Origin of the sequence: Vibrio sp. Isolate22 (assembly GCF_022398115.1) — a bacterium.
Taxonomy (GTDB): domain Bacteria; phylum Pseudomonadota; class Gammaproteobacteria; order Enterobacterales; family Vibrionaceae; genus Vibrio.
Map to the genome: position 1 here is coordinate 1 of NZ_JAKEUW010000084.1, position 15,663 is coordinate 15,663.

At 40.6% G+C, this 15,663-nt stretch carries 18 protein-coding genes and 2 pseudogenes; 15 read left to right on the forward strand and 5 right to left on the reverse strand.

Going from position 1 to position 15,663, the window contains the following annotated elements; genetic code table 11:
- The coding region (locus L1D55_RS25295; RefSeq protein ID WP_239919095.1) for a transposase at positions 1-184 on the reverse strand (184 nt) is incomplete at its 3' end.
- A 308-nt stretch (positions 185-492) separates the two neighbouring features.
- On the opposite strand from L1D55_RS25295, the gene L1D55_RS25300 reads away from it, so the two are divergent.
- From L1D55_RS25300 to L1D55_RS25310, 3 genes are read left to right on the forward strand one after another with little or no spacing between them, the layout of a single operon-like run.
- Positions 493-1,122: a LysE family transporter gene (locus L1D55_RS25300; protein ID WP_239919297.1), complete on the forward strand. Its 630-nt coding sequence runs from the start codon at positions 493-495 to the stop codon at positions 1,120-1,122.
- A gap of 44 nt (positions 1,123-1,166) precedes the next feature.
- Positions 1,167-1,715, forward strand: coding sequence for a GNAT family protein (locus L1D55_RS25305; protein ID WP_239919298.1), 549 nt, complete (start codon positions 1,167-1,169; stop codon positions 1,713-1,715).
- On the forward strand, positions 1,705-2,238 hold the full coding sequence (locus L1D55_RS25310; protein ID WP_004742142.1) for a GNAT family N-acetyltransferase: 534 nt from the start codon (positions 1,705-1,707) through the stop codon (positions 2,236-2,238). The genes L1D55_RS25305 and L1D55_RS25310 overlap by 11 nt, the downstream gene beginning before the upstream one ends.
- An 82-nt stretch (positions 2,239-2,320) precedes the next feature.
- Here L1D55_RS25310 and L1D55_RS25315 read toward each other — a convergent pair whose 3' ends face one another.
- On the reverse strand, positions 2,321-2,842 hold the full coding sequence (locus tag L1D55_RS25315; protein ID WP_239919299.1) for a prepilin-type N-terminal cleavage/methylation domain-containing protein: 522 nt from the start codon (positions 2,840-2,842) through the stop codon (positions 2,321-2,323).
- A 204-nt stretch (positions 2,843-3,046) separates the two neighbouring features.
- On the opposite strand from L1D55_RS25315, the gene L1D55_RS25320 reads away from it, so the two are divergent.
- From L1D55_RS25320 to L1D55_RS25350, 7 genes are all read left to right on the forward strand, one after another.
- Positions 3,047-3,709 (forward strand): DNA alkylation repair protein, encoded by a 663-nt coding sequence (locus tag L1D55_RS25320; protein WP_239919300.1) that lies wholly within the window; start codon positions 3,047-3,049, stop codon positions 3,707-3,709.
- 45 nt (positions 3,710-3,754) lie between these two features.
- The gene (locus tag L1D55_RS25325) at positions 3,755-4,162 is read left to right on the forward strand and encodes a DUF1330 domain-containing protein (protein ID WP_239919301.1); all 408 of its coding nucleotides are present in this window, start codon (positions 3,755-3,757) and stop codon (positions 4,160-4,162) included.
- Positions 4,163-4,216: 54 nt separating this feature from the next.
- Positions 4,217-4,981: a carbon-nitrogen hydrolase family protein gene (locus tag L1D55_RS25330; protein ID WP_239919302.1), complete on the forward strand. Its 765-nt coding sequence runs from the start codon at positions 4,217-4,219 to the stop codon at positions 4,979-4,981.
- The gene (locus L1D55_RS25335) at positions 4,965-5,717 is read left to right on the forward strand and encodes a nucleotidyltransferase domain-containing protein (RefSeq protein WP_239919303.1); all 753 of its coding nucleotides are present in this window, start codon (positions 4,965-4,967) and stop codon (positions 5,715-5,717) included. Before L1D55_RS25330 ends, L1D55_RS25335 begins: the two co-directional genes overlap by 17 nt.
- A gap of 153 nt (positions 5,718-5,870) precedes the next feature.
- Positions 5,871-6,380, forward strand: coding sequence for an RDD family protein (locus tag L1D55_RS25340; RefSeq protein ID WP_239919304.1), 510 nt, complete (start codon positions 5,871-5,873; stop codon positions 6,378-6,380).
- A 414-nt stretch (positions 6,381-6,794) separates the two neighbouring features.
- Positions 6,795-7,004 (forward strand): hypothetical protein, encoded by a 210-nt coding sequence (locus L1D55_RS25345; protein WP_010434910.1) that lies wholly within the window; start codon positions 6,795-6,797, stop codon positions 7,002-7,004.
- Positions 7,005-8,267, forward strand: a complete 1,263-nt coding sequence (locus L1D55_RS25350; RefSeq protein ID WP_239919305.1) for an integrase — start codon at positions 7,005-7,007, stop codon at positions 8,265-8,267.
- Between the two features lie 96 nt (positions 8,268-8,363).
- Here L1D55_RS25350 and L1D55_RS25355 read toward each other — a convergent pair whose 3' ends face one another.
- Positions 8,364-9,323, reverse strand: coding sequence for a nuclease-related domain-containing protein (locus L1D55_RS25355; protein ID WP_239919306.1), 960 nt, complete (start codon positions 9,321-9,323; stop codon positions 8,364-8,366).
- A 426-nt stretch (positions 9,324-9,749) separates the two neighbouring features.
- Positions 9,750-10,588, reverse strand: a pseudogene (locus L1D55_RS27635) (tyrosine-type recombinase/integrase).
- A 236-nt stretch (positions 10,589-10,824) separates the two neighbouring features.
- Here L1D55_RS27635 and L1D55_RS25370 point away from each other — a divergent pair.
- The 5 genes from L1D55_RS25370 to L1D55_RS25395 all read left to right on the forward strand — a co-directional run bounded on the left by L1D55_RS25370 (position 10,825) and on the right by L1D55_RS25395 (position 15,291).
- Positions 10,825-11,853 carry a hypothetical protein gene (locus L1D55_RS25370; protein WP_239919308.1) on the forward strand — a complete coding sequence of 343 codons (1,029 nt, stop codon included), beginning with the start codon at positions 10,825-10,827 and terminating at the stop codon, positions 11,851-11,853.
- A 133-nt stretch (positions 11,854-11,986) separates the two neighbouring features.
- Positions 11,987-12,622, forward strand: coding sequence for an MltR family transcriptional regulator (locus L1D55_RS25380; RefSeq protein WP_239919309.1), 636 nt, complete (start codon positions 11,987-11,989; stop codon positions 12,620-12,622).
- A gap of 143 nt (positions 12,623-12,765) precedes the next feature.
- On the forward strand, positions 12,766-13,545 hold the full coding sequence (locus tag L1D55_RS25385; RefSeq protein WP_239919310.1) for an ion channel: 780 nt from the start codon (positions 12,766-12,768) through the stop codon (positions 13,543-13,545).
- Positions 13,546-13,814: 269 nt separating this feature from the next.
- Positions 13,815-14,402, forward strand: coding sequence for a hypothetical protein (locus tag L1D55_RS25390; RefSeq protein ID WP_239919311.1), 588 nt, complete (start codon positions 13,815-13,817; stop codon positions 14,400-14,402).
- A 145-nt stretch (positions 14,403-14,547) separates the two neighbouring features.
- Positions 14,548-15,291: a hypothetical protein gene (locus L1D55_RS25395; RefSeq protein ID WP_239919312.1), complete on the forward strand. Its 744-nt coding sequence runs from the start codon at positions 14,548-14,550 to the stop codon at positions 15,289-15,291.
- Positions 15,292-15,427: 136 nt separating this feature from the next.
- On the opposite strand, the pseudogene L1D55_RS25405 reads toward L1D55_RS25395, so the two are convergent.
- Positions 15,428-15,663: pseudogene (locus tag L1D55_RS25405) on the reverse strand (transposase); the annotation flags it as partial.

The window sequence follows — 15,663 nt, forward strand, 5'->3', positions numbered from 1 at the left end:
CTAGTTCTTGCTCTCGCTGACTAGTACTGGTGTCTTTCTTCGAGTTCTTTCGCCACCCGTAGATTTGAGATTCATGTAAAGAAAGCTGTCTTGCTGTCGCAGCTACTCCCACTTTATCTGCTAACTTCAGGGCTTCTGCTTTAAATTCAGGGGAATGTTTAATTCTAGTTTTCTTAGTTGTCATTGTTCACCTCGTTAGTGATTGTACTCACTTAACTCAGTGTCCAAAACTGCTGGGGCGGATCAGTTTCTACTAACTGTTTACCTCCTACTGCGCTACCAATTTATTACCCTAGCTTCTTTGGTACCTAAAACAGATTGTTTGAATCTTATGGCTTGGCATTTTTTAGTTCTAAATGTGGACTCTAATGCTGAGTTGAAAGACACTCATAACACCACCTTCGGGCGCACTAATTTTGTGAATCAAGTTACGCAAAACCGTTAGTGCGTGCGATATCATTATTAAAGCTTGAGTGAAATGAGTAGAGGCGAATGGAATATTTATTGGTTCTTCTTCACGTTGCGTTGATTTGGATGCTGGCAGTCGCAACGCCCGGCGCGAATGTACTGTTGACGATTAACACAGCGCTGCACTACAACCGCAAGCTAGCAAAATATTCTGCTTTTGGTGTCAGTACATCCATATTGCTATGGTCACTGTTTGGATGCACCGGCTTGGTTATTTTGCTCTCCCATTTCCCGGCATTGTTTAGCGTTATGAAGATCTTTGGTGGCAGTTATTTGTTGTACTTGGGTATGCGCCAGATCCTTTCAACACGAAAAGCCAAACAACTAGATGAAGGCCTGAATACTAGCGAAGCGATGCTGCCTTCAAGTAGAAAAGTCTTTATGTCTGCGTTTATCACTAGCATCTTAAACCCTAAAACGGGTTTCTTTGTCGTGAGTTTGTTTAGTGTCTCTATGCCTGAAAATATTACCATCCCGATGGTCATCGCCATTATGCTGACTATGTCTGGTATTACCTTATGTTGGCATATGTTTCTGGCGACAGCCTTTTCACATCGAGCAGCGAAAAGTGTTTATGCACGTATCTCAAGTGTCATGGATTATGTAACCGGCGGCTTGTTTACGCTGTTTGGTATTAAAGTCATGGCGTCTTAATAACTTTAGGCTGTGCTTATTTCGTTACATGAGAAGGAGCTCTGATGTTCAAACTAGAAACTGACCGATTAGTTCTTCGAGATATGACGCTTGAAGATCAAAGCGCGTTTGTGGCTATGTCACAGGACGCCAAATATCAGCGCTTCTATAATGAGACTGATTGTGAGCCTAGTAAGTACCATCAACTCACTCAATTGTTTGTTGAACAGGCTGAGGAAGATCCTCGTCAGTCCTATCAATTAGCTGTGGAAAGTAAAGAGTCAGGGAAGTTTATCGGAACCGTGTGTTTACGCCTTGAAGATAACCAGCAAGCTTCAATGGGCTGCGCTTTTGCGAGAGCAATTCAGGGGAAAGGGCTACCCGTAGAAGCGGCCAAAGCTCTGGCTGGTTTTGGGTTTTCAGAGTTAGGTGTTCATCGAATTTATGCAGAAACCATTGGTGAGAATCTAGCGGCGATAAGATTGTGTAAGTCACTCGGGATGAGACAAGAAGCTTGCTTTAAAGAGCACCGATTCTTCAAAAATAAGTGGTGGGATACCGTTGTATTAGCGATGCTTCGCTCAGAGTGGGAAGGTGAGAGTACTGGAAAGTGAACGACTTAAATTAACACCTCCTTCATTAATCCATACTGATGAAATGTTTAACGTTGTTCAAGAATGTATGGCTGAGTTGTCCGAATTCCTGCCTTGGGTTTCTGAATCGTTAACTCGGCAACAACTTGAACTCAATACTCAAGAGGCTGCCAGTAATTTCTCTAATTTTGTGGGGGAGTTTTGGTTCAGTATTATTGAAAAGAATACTGAGGCGTTCATCGGCGCCATTGGTTTTATTGTCCGAGACGACTCTATACCTTGTTTTGAAATCGGTTATTGGTTACGAACTTCGAAAACGGGATTTGGTTATGTGAGCGAGGCGATTCAACTCGTTGAAGAGTTTGCCTTTCTTGATAAAGGGGCAAAGCGTGTTGAGATAAAAATGGCAGCAACGAATGTGAAAAGTCAGGCAGTGGCGCAGCGATGTGGCTACCAGCAAGAAGCTCGTTTAGCTAATGCTAGGCGTTTACCTTCTGGAGAGTTAGACAGCACGCTGGTTTTCGCCAAAACGTGCTTGTCTTAATTTCTAGGGTGTCTGAATCTTGATGCTTGGCATTCTCTAAGTTTATTTGTGTGCACCAACGCGTTGAGCATTAAACTAGAGCTTAGCTGTCTGGTTCGTCATCTACTGTGACATCGCCATTCATCGAGTTGTAGTAAATAGATATCCCCGGTACGACTCGATAATGATAACGGCATTGGTCGGTGTGGATGTACTCAGCGATATAGTCAGTATTAGTCGGTGAGTTGAAACTAGAAACGCTCGGTGGATCAATCAGGAGAGCTCCCCATACCGAGATACAGTCTTCCGGATTATCCAGCCTTGGAAAATCTTCTGCGTAAGGCCATTGCTGTACTGGGTATCCCCATGCATTGAAGTCAAGCTGGCCGGTGGCAGAATCATCATAGATAGGAATATTCGTAGATGGACCGCCACCGTTTAAGGTCAAATTTTTTGAGTAGGCAAGATCGACACCTGCTTTGAAAGCAGCGCCAGTACCTTTCACGGCTGCAATATGCGAATCTGTACTCACATTCAGGAATCTGGGCGCTGCCGTAACGGCGATTATTCCAAGAATCACAATAACGACAACAAGCTCAATAATTGTAAAACCGTTCTTTTTCATTCTACACCTCTTTTGAAGGCGGCAAGTATGCACCATAAGTCACTATTGCCAAAGGAAATTTCTATATTTCAGAGGCGATTTTATTAACCAATAATGAATGTTGTGATTTATATAGCTTTATTTTATAAAATTTAATCGAGAAATAACTTAAGAGCTGGATATCTCACTTTAATATCGAATTCAGATACATAAGGTTTTGTAGCAATGGATATGGTCAAAACGGTAAAGCGGCACCTTTCAGAAGTGGGTTATCCGAAAGTGAGTATCAAAACAGCTCAGGTTCGTTCCATTTCTGCTCAGACTTTTAAGACAATTGAAGACAAAGATATTTCTCATGTGTTGTCTCTGTGTACTCAATTGTTGGAGCAAAGAGATTGGGCGCTAGGAGTTATCGCGTACGATTGGGCTTTTAGAGTAAGAAAACAATATTCAAGAGACACGTTTCCTGTTTTTGAGCGTTGGTTAATAGAGTTCGTCACTGACTGGAACGATTGTGACGACTTTTGTACTCATGCTTTTGGAGAGTTACTGTCTCAGCACAATGATTTATTCGACAAGACAACCAAATGGGTCGAGCATTCGAATTTTGCTGTACGTAGAGCCGCTGCTGTCATCTTAATTTATCCTATCAATAAAAATCGATATGCTGCGTTGGATCCGTTTCGTGTAGCGGATCTATTGCTAGAAGATAGCCATGACCTCGTGCAGAAAGGGTATGGTTGGATGCTTAAAGTGCTTAGTCAAAAGGAACCTCAACTGGTTATTGGTTATTTGAATGCTAAGCATGCCGCAATACCAAGAGTGGCTTTTCGCTACGCGATTGAAAAATTGGATAATGAAATTAAGCGAGAGCTAATGTCACTTTGATTTGCGGTATTTGAAGCCGAACGATAACTAAACTAAGGAAAGAATATGGACGTTCTTAACCAACTTTATCCATCAAATGAGCAGATGGAGCGCCTTACTTCTATGTCTGATACTGGTGAGATCCATCTATTAAATTTGTTTAAGTTTCGAGAAAAAGCAGAGTATGCGGATGGTCGAGAAACCGATTTAACAGGAAGGGAAGCTTACAATTTGTACGGTCAACCGATGTTGAAGGTTTTGGAAAAGTATGGGGCTGAAGTTGTTTTCTATTCAGAAGTCACAGGTTTAATTGTTGGCCAGGTGGAAGAGTTGTGGGATTCATTTGTTATCGTTAGGTATCCATCTCGCCAAGCGCTTATTGAGGTGACTTCTTCCGATGAGTTTAAAGTGTTAAGTGTTCATCGAGAAGCCGGGTTAGCAGGTCAACTTAACATTGAAACCACGGTACCCTAACGTAAACCGCATTTAGCCATGTAGCGATTTTTTGTTTTTTTGGAGAAGTTTGAAATGAGTGTCACTATCAGTTTGGCGCAAATTCCTGTTAAAAGAGGCAACTGGAGAGAAAACCTTAAGCAACATCTAAAAATGATAGAGCAATCGTCAAATTACAATGCGGATGTGGTTGTTTTCCCCGAGCTATCATTGACCGGCTATGAGCTTGATTTAGCTGAAGAACTTGCATTGTCTCTTGAGCCATCAAATTTTGAAGAACTCTCCCGAGCTTCGGTTCAAAGTGAGATGATTATTGTGGCTGGTTGTCCCCTGCGAGTTCCAGGCTTATCCCATCCCACCATAGGCGCCGTTGTTTGCTTTCCCGATGGTAGAGTTGAGTTCTACTCTAAACAGCACCTGCATGATGGTGAGAGTGAATTCTGTTCTGCTGGCAACGTTGATTATGTATTTGATGTCAACGGGCATAAAATCGCGCTAGCAATATGTGCTGACTTCATAGAGGCGGATCACTCTCGACGAGCTAAGAGTCTAGGTGCTGATGTCTATTTAGCGAGCGCTTTAATCTCCGAGAATGGCTTTGTCCCGGACTCTAAAATCTTATCTGGAATTGCGTCGGAACACGGTATACCAGTATTACTGAGTAACCATATCTCTGTGACGGGAGGTTGGGAAACGTGTGGCAAGAGTTCGGTTTGGAATTCGCAAGGAGAGCTCGTGATCAGTGCAAACTCAAAAGATAGTGGTATTGTTCTATGTACTATCTCGGGCTGTGAAACGGATCCTAATCTAGCTGGAAAGTGGCATGTTGAATCGAACTAGAGGTCTCGATAAAGACGGGTTCATCGAAAACCTATACTCATCTAAGAGTATCGGTCCCGAATTTCAAGGTGTCGTGAATGCCGTTATTGACTCGTTGTTAAGCGACCTTCCGAATCAAATTGATGGTATCTACCTATACGGAAGTGTGCCGAGAGGAACTGCGGTTGTTGGTCGCTCGGATTTGGATGTTTCTATCGTACTCAATACGCCTATTGGCCAAAGAGAGAAGCGAGTATTCCAGCACCTTTCTGACACCATTCCCAAAGTATATCCCCAAGTCAGTAAGCTTGATATCGACCCTGGCTTTCTTTCGGAAGTGCTGCAACCACAAGAGAAATTCCATTGGCAGTTTTGGCTCAAGCACTGTTGCTGTTGTTTTTGGGGTAATGACTTATCTATTGACTTTCCACGTTACAAACCTAGTAGTGAAATAGCCCAAGCGCTTAATGGTGACTTGTCTACTTTTCTGGAGCAAATGAGTCCAGCCTTTAAAACAATGACCGATACAGATGTAGTTAAGGTGATTGGCAAGAAGTTAGTGCGGGCGGCGTACTACTTTGTCGCTGAGAAAGATGGAAGTTGGTACACAAACCTGAGCCAGTGTAGTGCTGTAGCCAAGCGTTATTATCCAGAGCAAAGTGACGATATTGAATTAGCATATCAATACGCTCTCGGGCAATTAACCTCTAAAGTTGAAGCCTTGGATTTGTATGAGAGGCTTAGCAATAACTTGTAGTGAGCGTCATTTAGCCTGCAAATTGATGAGGGAATCATTGGTATATGCACACCGCTTCGCATTTGCTTTATAAATCGTTACCAGTTGAATGTATTAAAAACTGATGTGTTGTAGGGTCTGTGCTTTATTGCCAATAGAGACTAAGGAACAAGAATGTACGCCAATAAGTATTCTAATTTCTGGAGACGATTCTTCGCTATCTGGATAGATTCAATCGTATTTTTGCCTTTGGAGTGGATAGACAACTACGTACTTTCTGGTGTGATTAGCTCGGGTGGTGTTTTTGCTTGGGGAGTGGTGAATTCACTAATTGGTGTCACTTACTACGTTGGCATGCATGCTAAATTTGGGCAAACAATCGGTAAGATGGTCACCCGAGTGAAAGTAGTCGATGTATCTGAAAGCCGAAACCTAACCCTCAAACAGTCTTGTATGAGAGATATTGTCCCAATCATGCTTATCCCCTTTAGCCTCTATGCTTACGCGCAACTGTCTTTCTTCGGCCAGACTTGGGAAAGTTTAGAGCAAGGCCGAGGCTTTATTTTTGTTGGCTACGCAATGATCGGTTGGGTTTTTTTAGAGTTCATATCGATGCTATTTAATCACAAACGCAGAGCGATTCATGATTTCATCGCAGGCTCAGTTGTCGTAAAGAAAGTTTAATTCTCCAAATTGGAGATGTTCCTCTAAAGCAACGATGATAAAAGGCTTTACGACGTTTTTGAGGGCTCAAAAACGGTGAAACCCCGATGTTGGTAGTAATCTTAGCTGTATGATATTGATTTATATGAATTTCATGTATTTAGAGCTGGTGGTTAAGCTCTAATCGGCCTAAAAAACGGTTAAAAAGGCCAATGAAATAGTCAAATAAAATCAATAGATTAGCAACTGGGTACTACTGTATTAGTCCACCCTAAAGTGGGCTTGAAATCGATTCGTTGAATCGTTTTACGCTTCGGGAATCCTTTTCGTTAATTGCTGCGCAAATAGAATATCACTGAAAAAATCGGGCATAGTTTTCTACCAGTAGATGAAAAATCTTAATTTTCATGTAGTGAGAAAGGTAAGGAGAACGACATGGCGACGCGTAAAATCAGACCTAGACAATTTATTGATGAGTTTTACCCTGATTCAGGGATATGCAATACCACCATCATAAACTGGATTAAACACGGCAAGCTTGAAGGTACTAGAACGCCAACGGGCCGATATTTAGTCTGTGTTGACGACGAGATAGGGAACCCTGCAGACAGGGTGAGTGAACTTCTAAGATTCTTGGAGTCATAAATGGTTGGTAGAGCTAGAAGCAAAGAAACGGCTCATTACCCTCCATTCTTGGTGAAAATGAGCCATAGGGGGCAATCTCGATTTCGGTTTACAACCGTAGATGGTGTGAAGAAGCTATTTCCTATCGGGACTGTAGAGCAAGAAGCGATACAAGCTGCGCATGTTTACAACTTGCAATATCGTCCTGAGCTAGGAAGCGCGTTTTCCCTTTCTGAGATGACCCCATTTCGCAAAGCTGTCTCTAAAGGTCGAAAGGACAAATTTAATCGGCCTTTAAAAGAGTGGCTTCCATTAGTGTTGTCTCGTGTGAAGAAAGAAGAACGGCTTTCCAAAGACGTTTATCGAAATTTGGAGAGGGACTGTTACCGCCTTGATGAGTTCATGGGGCGGTTGCCAACCAAATCGATCAAGTTACAGCACATCAATGAGTTCCTTTCTAAATACTATTCAGAGTTAAGTAATCGTCAGCTCAACAATAAGATCAGTAACCTTAAAAAGGTATTTTCCTACCTTGCTGATGAGAGCGCTATTGAGAGTAATTTTGTACTCAATAAAAAACAGCGTCGATTGACCAGAGAAGATTACACCAAAGCTCGCCACGACCTAGATATCGAAAACTACCAAAAGATCTACGATGCAGCGCCACTGTTTCTGAAGGTAGCAATGAGCCTAACTCTTGAGACAACTCATGCTGTGAGGGAGATCTATAGGCTTCGTTATCGGATATACAAACCACGTGAAGGCGTGTGTGGGATTCTTTGGAACCCTGACAAAGAGGTGGAGTATGTGGATGGGCATGCTGTGTATGGAATGCTATATGTTCACCGAGAGAAGGTGAAAAAGTCCGATGCTTCCACTGTCGCCATTCCTGTCACTCAGACGATTAAAGACATTGTCGATCTTTCTAAAACATCGAGATTGATTTGCCCTTATATCGTTCACCGTAAACCCAAACAGCAGCAACGTGGTATTTCAAAAGAGACGGACCATCTTTACCAAGTACATCACCACAATATAAGTAAAGAGTTCAGTAAGGTTCGAGACTATTTAGGGCTTTATAGTCACCTAAAGAAATCGCTAAGGCCGACCTATCATGAAATTCGAGGACTAGCTGCCCGAATGATTGAACAGCAAGGGCAGAGTGCTACCGAGCGAATGGCACACGCGAACGCTAAAACAACAAAAATCTATACAGGCACAAGTGACATTATTTGGCACCAAGTACCACCTGTTGAGGTTATGCCGAAAAGTGGCCAGAAGTGATTTGTGTTAGTTGTTTAGTTTTGGGGGAATTCGGAATCCGAATTTGAATCCGCATCGCTTTAAATTGCGTTGTAATTCGGATTCCGAATTATTAGATTAAGGAAATACGACTTGAGTCCCTTCACCACAAGAGCATGCAATGGAGTACGTGTTCTTTTTCTTACTGACTTTGGCTGAATTAGATTGGCAAGAATGGCAACTAATACGCATTGCAGTATTCACCTTACATTGTGGGCAGTAGACGTAATATCCATACTTTCCATATCTCGGCTCAGTCTGCGGGCTTTGACACTTCTTACAATCAAAACCATGCCTTATTTGTGGAAATTTGGCCTCTTCAATTGTTTCTTGAGCTGGAATCAAGTCTACCTTTTCAGTTTCGCTCAATTCTGCGAGATGTACTTTGGGAGCCGGAGAAGACGTAGGTACATGTTGTTCGTTTAGAAAGTGAACTAGGCGGTACAGTTCATCACGATTAAACGTAGGATTCGGATTTAGTATTGAACCTACGCGGTGCTTTTTGATGAGACTCTTAACGCGGCTACCAATAGATTCGGCTTTAATGAGCTTCTTCGATATATCTTTAGGGATAGAAGTTCGATCGATTAGAGCGTCATTGGACGCGGCACAGAGTTGATCCCAACAGCGACCACCAAAGTAACCTTGTAAAAATGCAACTCGGTCTAATAACGACTTAGCGTTGTCATTTAAAAGTGCTTTCAATAGTTTGGTTTGCAACTTAGCTTGCTCGATAGGCGAGGGCATACCTGTCCATTTCCCTCTTACGGTTCGGCTCCATTCGAGTTGATTGTTGACCTTAACCTCACCACGAATTGATTTTGACTCAATAATGATAAATCCTTTGTTATAAAGGACTAAGTGATCGATCTGAGCTGTTTCATTTTTAAACTGTATGCGTAAGTCATTGATAATGAAAACGTCATTTGCATCTCCAAACTCTCTGCGTAAGTAAAACGCGACATCTTGCTCTACTCTTGCGCCAGCTTTCTGTTGAAGACTGTTGTCGATTTTTGAATCTCTATCCTTAGTAATCATTCTTTATTCCTGCTTTTTTATAAAAGCAGTTTACCATGCAGTCTTGTTCATATTGATGGTGTGTATGTTTTTGAGACATATGTTCTTTTTCGAACACTGTTATTGATGAGAATTGTGAAATATCTCTTTTCGAAAGCTCGAAGTAGAGAGTAGGAAACCTGCAACCCGCTGTTTAATAATGTGTTTGTTAGGCGTACTGTTATTGTGCGTGTTAGGGCGTTGTGAGCGTCATGAAAGTTGTAAATAGGTAATGGTGGCGCAACAATAAGAGGTGATACGCAGCCATTGCTGCAGAGAAAAACACACACATAAATTGTTATTGAGTTTTGGAGTGACTAGAGGCCTCAGCCCTAAGAGCAGGTGATAGTGCCCTGTTTCGTGATTATGAGGTCATTTCAGAATTCGGAATCCGAATTTCATTTATCGTTATTTTACGAATATTCTTGATAGTGGGCTAACAACGCCATTGGCGCCTCTATCAATGATGTGAGTATAGATTTGCGTTGTCTTCAAATCGGTGTGACCAAGTTGTTCTTGAACGGTTCTGATATCCGCTCCGCTTTGAAGAAGGTGCGTAGCGAATGAGTGCCTTAAAGTATGACACGAGATGTTTTTCTCAATGTTGGCTTTTTGGCCTGCTACCTTAATGTGTTTTTGAAGCGCTGTTGGGTGAATATGGTGCCTACGTAGCTCGCCTGTTTGTAAATCTGGCGACAAACGACTAGAGGGAAAGAGGAATTGCCAATTTAGGCTCCTTTCTGCGCTCGGGTACTTTCTAGCAAGAGCTTCAGGTATGTATACACCAGAGAAAACTGTGTCATTCATGTCTTGATGATAGTAACTCGCCGATCTCTGTTGCTGCTGTTTGATAGCGGGGAAAAGCTCTGGTGCTATTGTCACTATGCGGTTTTTACCTCCTTTCCCTTGCCAATCTCTTCTGGAGTCATGACTGTTGGCAGTTTTCGTGATTTATCTGAGCGTCGAAACTGCATATCAAGCTCTATGGGTTCTTGAATAATTTCTTTGTATAAAAAGACTAATGCATTGAGAGCTAGACTTTGTGTTTTCCTCGCTGACTTTTTGTTAACAACTAGGTGTGTTAAGAAATCCTCTACATGCCTGGAAGTTAAGCTCTTTGGGTGCTTCTTATCATGATAAAGAATGTATTGGTGAATCCAATAAATGTACGCCTCAGTTGTACGAAGGGCATAGTGCCGTCCAAGCATATATTCTTGTATATACGATAGAAATGGTGATTTTTTCATTAAACTGTAACTGGCTATCTATACATGAGTTTCAGTTTGGCACATCAATTCATGCTATATAGAAAAATTCTGTATTTTGGGATGTAGGCAGAGAGCTGTAGTGCTTAAGTTACTGTTAGTTTTCATAAAAACGGGGTATCGTTTACGTCATTGAGATACTAGACAGAATAATTCGGTATTTAAGTGCAGAATTTTTCTGTCTAATATAGCTGTTATGCATATTTAGAGAGGCGAATATGAACAACATTCCAGTTTACCAAGGTAAGCTGACAGTTTATCTAGATCAGAACATGTTAGATATGTTTGTAAAATCTGGCTTGGGTGAGTTTGGTGAAACGCTAGCTCGTGAATACCAAGTTGTTTACTCAGATGAAACTCTAAAAGAAATAAAGCGCTCAGTTGGTTATGAGAGCAAATTCCTTGACGCCCTTAACCTGCTCGGAGCGTTCCATCTGAAAGTTTGTTTGGATAAAAACTTCCAGCCAACTGGAAAAGCAACAATAACAGAAAAAGATAGCTATCAAGCCTTTAACGAATACAACTCAAACGAACCAGTGTACGAACGCATATACAAATCAATGATGCTAAATGTTCAAAAGGTATATGGCGGTTTAAGTGAGCATACATTTGAGGACATAAGAGACTCACAAAATGATGCTTATAATGAGTTACATAGCTTTATGCTCAAGAATATCGAAGATTTGAAACCTCACTATCCTGATTTGGCAGTGCAGTTGGAAGCCCAAGCTGACGAAATGAAACAAAAGTTGTCAAATGCCCTCTTTGAGAGTGCAAGGCTTGCTTCTGAAAACGTTAGTGATTCTATCGGGTGGTCGGGTATAAAAGACTTCCGCCAATCTCTAGATATAGGACCAGTGCAGTTGAACAACATTGAACCGCCGAACGTTATTCAGCAGATATGGTCTCTATGTCTTGAAAAATTGCCTAAGGAAGTAAACATTACCCTAGAGCAGTTTTTCGGTATAGAAAGCAATCCTATTTATCCATCAGTAGAGTTCTTCAAGTATCAGAAAGTTGACTCAATATACAATATGCTAAACATGTTGGGCTATTTTCCTGACTCAAAGGTTCATAAAGAACGACGATTTATTGCGGCAATAAGTGATCAAAGCCATGCAAGTTACGCAACTTTCGCTGACATATTACTTTCTAGGGATAAGGCTTTTCTTAAAAAAGTCGAAGCCGCTTATGAGCTTTTAGGTGTCGACACTAATACCTTCCACGTTGAAGAAAAATATGCATAACAAACGCTTTAATACGGATTCGCAACGCGTGGCATTTTTACTATGCGTTTTGTTTAGTGTTTAAGGTGGTATGCGGAAGCATCGTATTGCGTTACTCACCACTTAAGCGGGCGTTATGTGAAAAAGAGGACATATGAAACTGTCAGAAAAAGATTTTGAGGATTTTACTAAGGTGCTGCTCAAGAACACTGCCGAACTTTGTCCTCCTGAAGAGCAAGAGATTGTTAAGAAAATTACATCTTTCAGGCAAGTTCTAATAGAAGAATCAGACCGTGGTTGTGCTTTAATGGCTGTCGCATTTATCGACGAACTTCTAATAGATCTGCTTAAGGCGTACTTTATTGAGAATGAGGCTTTAACTAAACGAATGCTTAGTTCCAGTGGTAGTCTTGGTAGTTTTTCGTCTCGAATAGATATGGCATATGCGTTAGGACTAATGTCAAAGAATGTAGTTCATGACTTAAATATTCTTCGAAAGATTAGAAATGATTTTGCTCACGTATCTAAACCTCTAACTTTCGAAGAAGACGGCTTAAGGTCTCGATGTTTTGCATTAGCAGTTATGCCTTTTCCTGCAGGCTTGAAAGCCCGATCTAGGTTTTGTCGTTCAATGGTTGTTGCTGCCAATGAAATTGAGTTCGCTCGTCTCGATTTAACAAAATGTCAGGTCCGAGCTAACTATAATGGTGAAAAAACGGCAACATCTTTAAATGAGTTAAAGAAATTTGTTGAAGATCGCTTTAGTGTGGACCTTTCAAATAGCATGTAATTTTCACATAACAAAGCATTTAAGAGTGATTCGTAACGCTTGGCAGTTTCGCTTCGCTCAAGTATAGCCAAGCGTCGCTCACACCTTAATGCGGCGTTATGTACATTACCTAGTTTTTAAACTTATATTTATTGGAGTTTGGATTGAGAAAGTTTATTTGTGCAATATCTTTGTTGTTGACTATTGTCTTGCTTATAATGTTCTTACTATCATTTATATTTAATGATTACTTATATGAAATGGTTAAGTTAAATAAAGATCTCACGGTTGTAAGTGCTGTTAGAGTGATGGTTCCTGTAGCTATATTTATATTCTATATTTGGATGCATTTCAATTATCATAAAGATACTTACTACAGAAATAAAGAAAGAGATGGCAACTATAAGAAGCCAAGGATTCTTGGATTGATGATTATCATACCACTCTCTTTAATTTTTGGAGGGTTCATTGGTGAGCTAAACTCGAAAGAAAATGATTCGAGTAGTTTGTTGATTTTTATGGAAATATTGAAAGGGTTGGATGTTGGATATATTTTGTTGTTTGTACCTTTATTAATATTCTCAATTGTCTTACCAAAGCGTTTGTCAACAAGTTATAATTTACCAACACTAGACTTAATTATATACACTAGTGTTTCTCTTATCGTGCCATTTTTGCTTATTGGTATGTTTTTTTCGGGGGTGTATGGATTTCTTCACATCTCTGGGAATGAATTTAGTGGAGTAATATATAGTTATGATTTTATATACTTTAGTTTTGTGACCCAGACAACTCTGGGGTATGGTGAAATGACGCCGACTAGTATTTTTTCAAAGTATGTAGTCATTGCTCAATCTATTATTGGAATATTTTATATGGGTGTGGCTGTTTCTGTTACGCTGGGGGTTATCTTAGAAAATGGAAACAATCGAAAAATGGGCTAACGGTAAAGTTGGCATTAATTCTTGAACCTGTATACATAACAAGCAATTTAAGAGGGATTCACAACGCTTGGCACTTTTGCTTCTACTTCAGTTTTAGTGTTTATGGCACAATGCTTTAGCTTTGGGTGGAGGCGTTGTTCCCCCCTTAATTGGGCGTTATGTGATTTACGCGCCAACTATTCTGTAAGACTTCATTTTTCGACAGACTTTAACTCTAACACGCTGTTTATGATAGAATAATCAAAACTTGAATCTAATTATTGGAGTATATGGTGGCGTATAAACTTGAAGTTCAGCAAGAAGTGCTTGATGCAATCACCGCAATCGCAAATCCAAGTTGGTGGGACTCACCAGCGGCTATTGTGATCTGGTCAGGTTTAATGACTGCTCTTGGTGCGGGTATTACTTATTTCGTAAACCAAAAACTTGAAGACCGTAAGATGCAGTCTGAAGTTGCACTAAGGAAAGTTGACCTAGATAATGCTCGTAAAGAGAGTGTACTAGTTGATCAAAAAGCGGCACTAAAAGAACTTTCTACCTTGTCTCACAATGTTCGACCTACCGTATGGACGTCACCAGATTATGATGCCCATCAAGCATATTCTGATGTGGTATTGTCAATGTTTGGCTTCTTGAACAAGTTAGATGATTACCTTAGAAATAATCGTTATTTACTTTCTCAGGAAGTGATTGAAACGCTAGAGGATGTGATGTTTATTTGTAACCAATGTCATTGGAATACATCTTTGGATTTAGACCATGATGTTACAGAAACTGAAATTGAGTCAGCAAAATCGGTTTTAGAGAAAATGTCTAAAGCGGAAGAAAAATTGAGAAAGCAATTAAACATCACATAACAAAGCGTTTAAGGCAGATTCCCAACGCTCGGCATTTTTCGTGTCGTCGTTGGGTTTTGTGTTTATGGTGCGATGGTTTAGGTTAGGTGGTAGCGTTGCTCACTACTTAACGCGGCGTTATGTTTTAGAGTGGGAATGTTTAATCATGAGTTTAGTTGTTAAAACCCCTAATTGGGGTGAAGCGCAAAAAGAAAATCTTTATCAAGTATTGCTATCGGCAAAAAGCGCTCTTGATAAAGATTTTGCAAGTGATGCAGATAATGATATTTGGGTATTTCAAAATTTAGCCAGAGGTAATCCTATTACATTGTATGCAAGAGGAGAAAATGGCGAATATCAAATTGAACTAAGCACAACAAATCGTTTGTGGTCGAAATATGCATATCAATTTGCTCATGAATATTGTCATGTTAGAACAAACTACAATGTTGGCTCCGAGCTATGTAAATGGTTTGAAGAATCAATATGTGAGTTGGCTTCAATTTATGCTTTAAGGCGCATGTCAGAAGTATGGGAGAAGACGCCGCCATATGAAAACTGGCGTGAGTACTCAGTATCATTATTAGAATATAGCGATGAAGTTATTAATAGGCAGACTCATCAGCTCGATAAAAGTACAACTTTTGCGGATTGGTTTCCATCTGAGTTACCAAGCTTGGAGCAAGATCAATACCTGAGAGATAGCAATGCCATTATTGCTATTGAGTTGCTACCCCTGTTTGAAGAGTACCCTATTTTGTGGAATTCAATGACATATTGGAACTCTTGGGAAATTGTTAGTACTGATAGTATTGATTCTAGTTTTTCAAAATGGATTGATACTCTTCCTGATGAAAACAAAGAATCAGCGAATCTGCTAATTGAACGCTTTGGATTTTCTGCAAAATAAGAAAGATAACAAGCTGTTTAAGAGTGATTCGCAACGCGTGGCATTTTTACGATGCGTTGCGTTTGATGTTTAAGGTGGTACGCGGAAGCATCGGTATTGCGTTGCTCACCTCTTAACGCGGCGCTGACGGATCCCCTCATAATTGCCCTAGTCCTGCGTTGTGTGTGAGCCTTTGATATTCGAACATTCCCCATTGATATTGGGATTCGTTAATTTGATATCGTCGATGATTTCGTACCTCTCTTCCTAGACGAGGTATGGATAGAACTCGGCGGTGTTTAATGCTATTGGCTTGGAAGTCAAAATGCCACTTGGCTTGTACTGCAATGAGGCCATTCCACCACATCAAGATTTCAGCGAGCAACGCAATAA

What these genes read in the sequence shown, in the direction of transcription:
- L1D55_RS25390 (WP_239919311.1), top strand. Translation starts at nt 13,815, where the DNA reads ATGGTGGCGTATAAACTTGAAGTTCAGCAAGAAGTGCTTGATGCAATC.
- L1D55_RS25350 (WP_239919305.1), top strand. Translation starts at nt 7,005, where the DNA reads ATGGTTGGTAGAGCTAGAAGCAAAGAAACGGCTCATTACCCTCCATTC.
- L1D55_RS25340 (WP_239919304.1), top strand. Translation starts at nt 5,871, where the DNA reads ATGTACGCCAATAAGTATTCTAATTTCTGGAGACGATTCTTCGCTATC.
- L1D55_RS25315 (WP_239919299.1), bottom strand. Translation starts at nt 2,842, where the DNA reads ATGAAAAAGAACGGTTTTACAATTATTGAGCTTGTTGTCGTTATTGTG.
- L1D55_RS25370 (WP_239919308.1), top strand. Translation starts at nt 10,825, where the DNA reads ATGAACAACATTCCAGTTTACCAAGGTAAGCTGACAGTTTATCTAGAT.
- L1D55_RS25325 (WP_239919301.1), top strand. Translation starts at nt 3,755, where the DNA reads ATGGACGTTCTTAACCAACTTTATCCATCAAATGAGCAGATGGAGCGC.
- L1D55_RS25305 (WP_239919298.1), top strand. Translation starts at nt 1,167, where the DNA reads ATGTTCAAACTAGAAACTGACCGATTAGTTCTTCGAGATATGACGCTT.
- L1D55_RS25380 (WP_239919309.1), top strand. Translation starts at nt 11,987, where the DNA reads ATGAAACTGTCAGAAAAAGATTTTGAGGATTTTACTAAGGTGCTGCTC.
- L1D55_RS25395 (WP_239919312.1), top strand. Translation starts at nt 14,548, where the DNA reads ATGAGTTTAGTTGTTAAAACCCCTAATTGGGGTGAAGCGCAAAAAGAA.
- L1D55_RS25335 (WP_239919303.1), top strand. Translation starts at nt 4,965, where the DNA reads ATGTTGAATCGAACTAGAGGTCTCGATAAAGACGGGTTCATCGAAAAC.
- L1D55_RS25355 (WP_239919306.1), bottom strand. Translation starts at nt 9,323, where the DNA reads ATGATTACTAAGGATAGAGATTCAAAAATCGACAACAGTCTTCAACAG.
- L1D55_RS25320 (WP_239919300.1), top strand. Translation starts at nt 3,047, where the DNA reads ATGGATATGGTCAAAACGGTAAAGCGGCACCTTTCAGAAGTGGGTTAT.
- L1D55_RS25345 (WP_010434910.1), top strand. Translation starts at nt 6,795, where the DNA reads ATGGCGACGCGTAAAATCAGACCTAGACAATTTATTGATGAGTTTTAC.
- L1D55_RS25330 (WP_239919302.1), top strand. Translation starts at nt 4,217, where the DNA reads ATGAGTGTCACTATCAGTTTGGCGCAAATTCCTGTTAAAAGAGGCAAC.
- L1D55_RS25300 (WP_239919297.1), top strand. Translation starts at nt 493, where the DNA reads ATGGAATATTTATTGGTTCTTCTTCACGTTGCGTTGATTTGGATGCTG.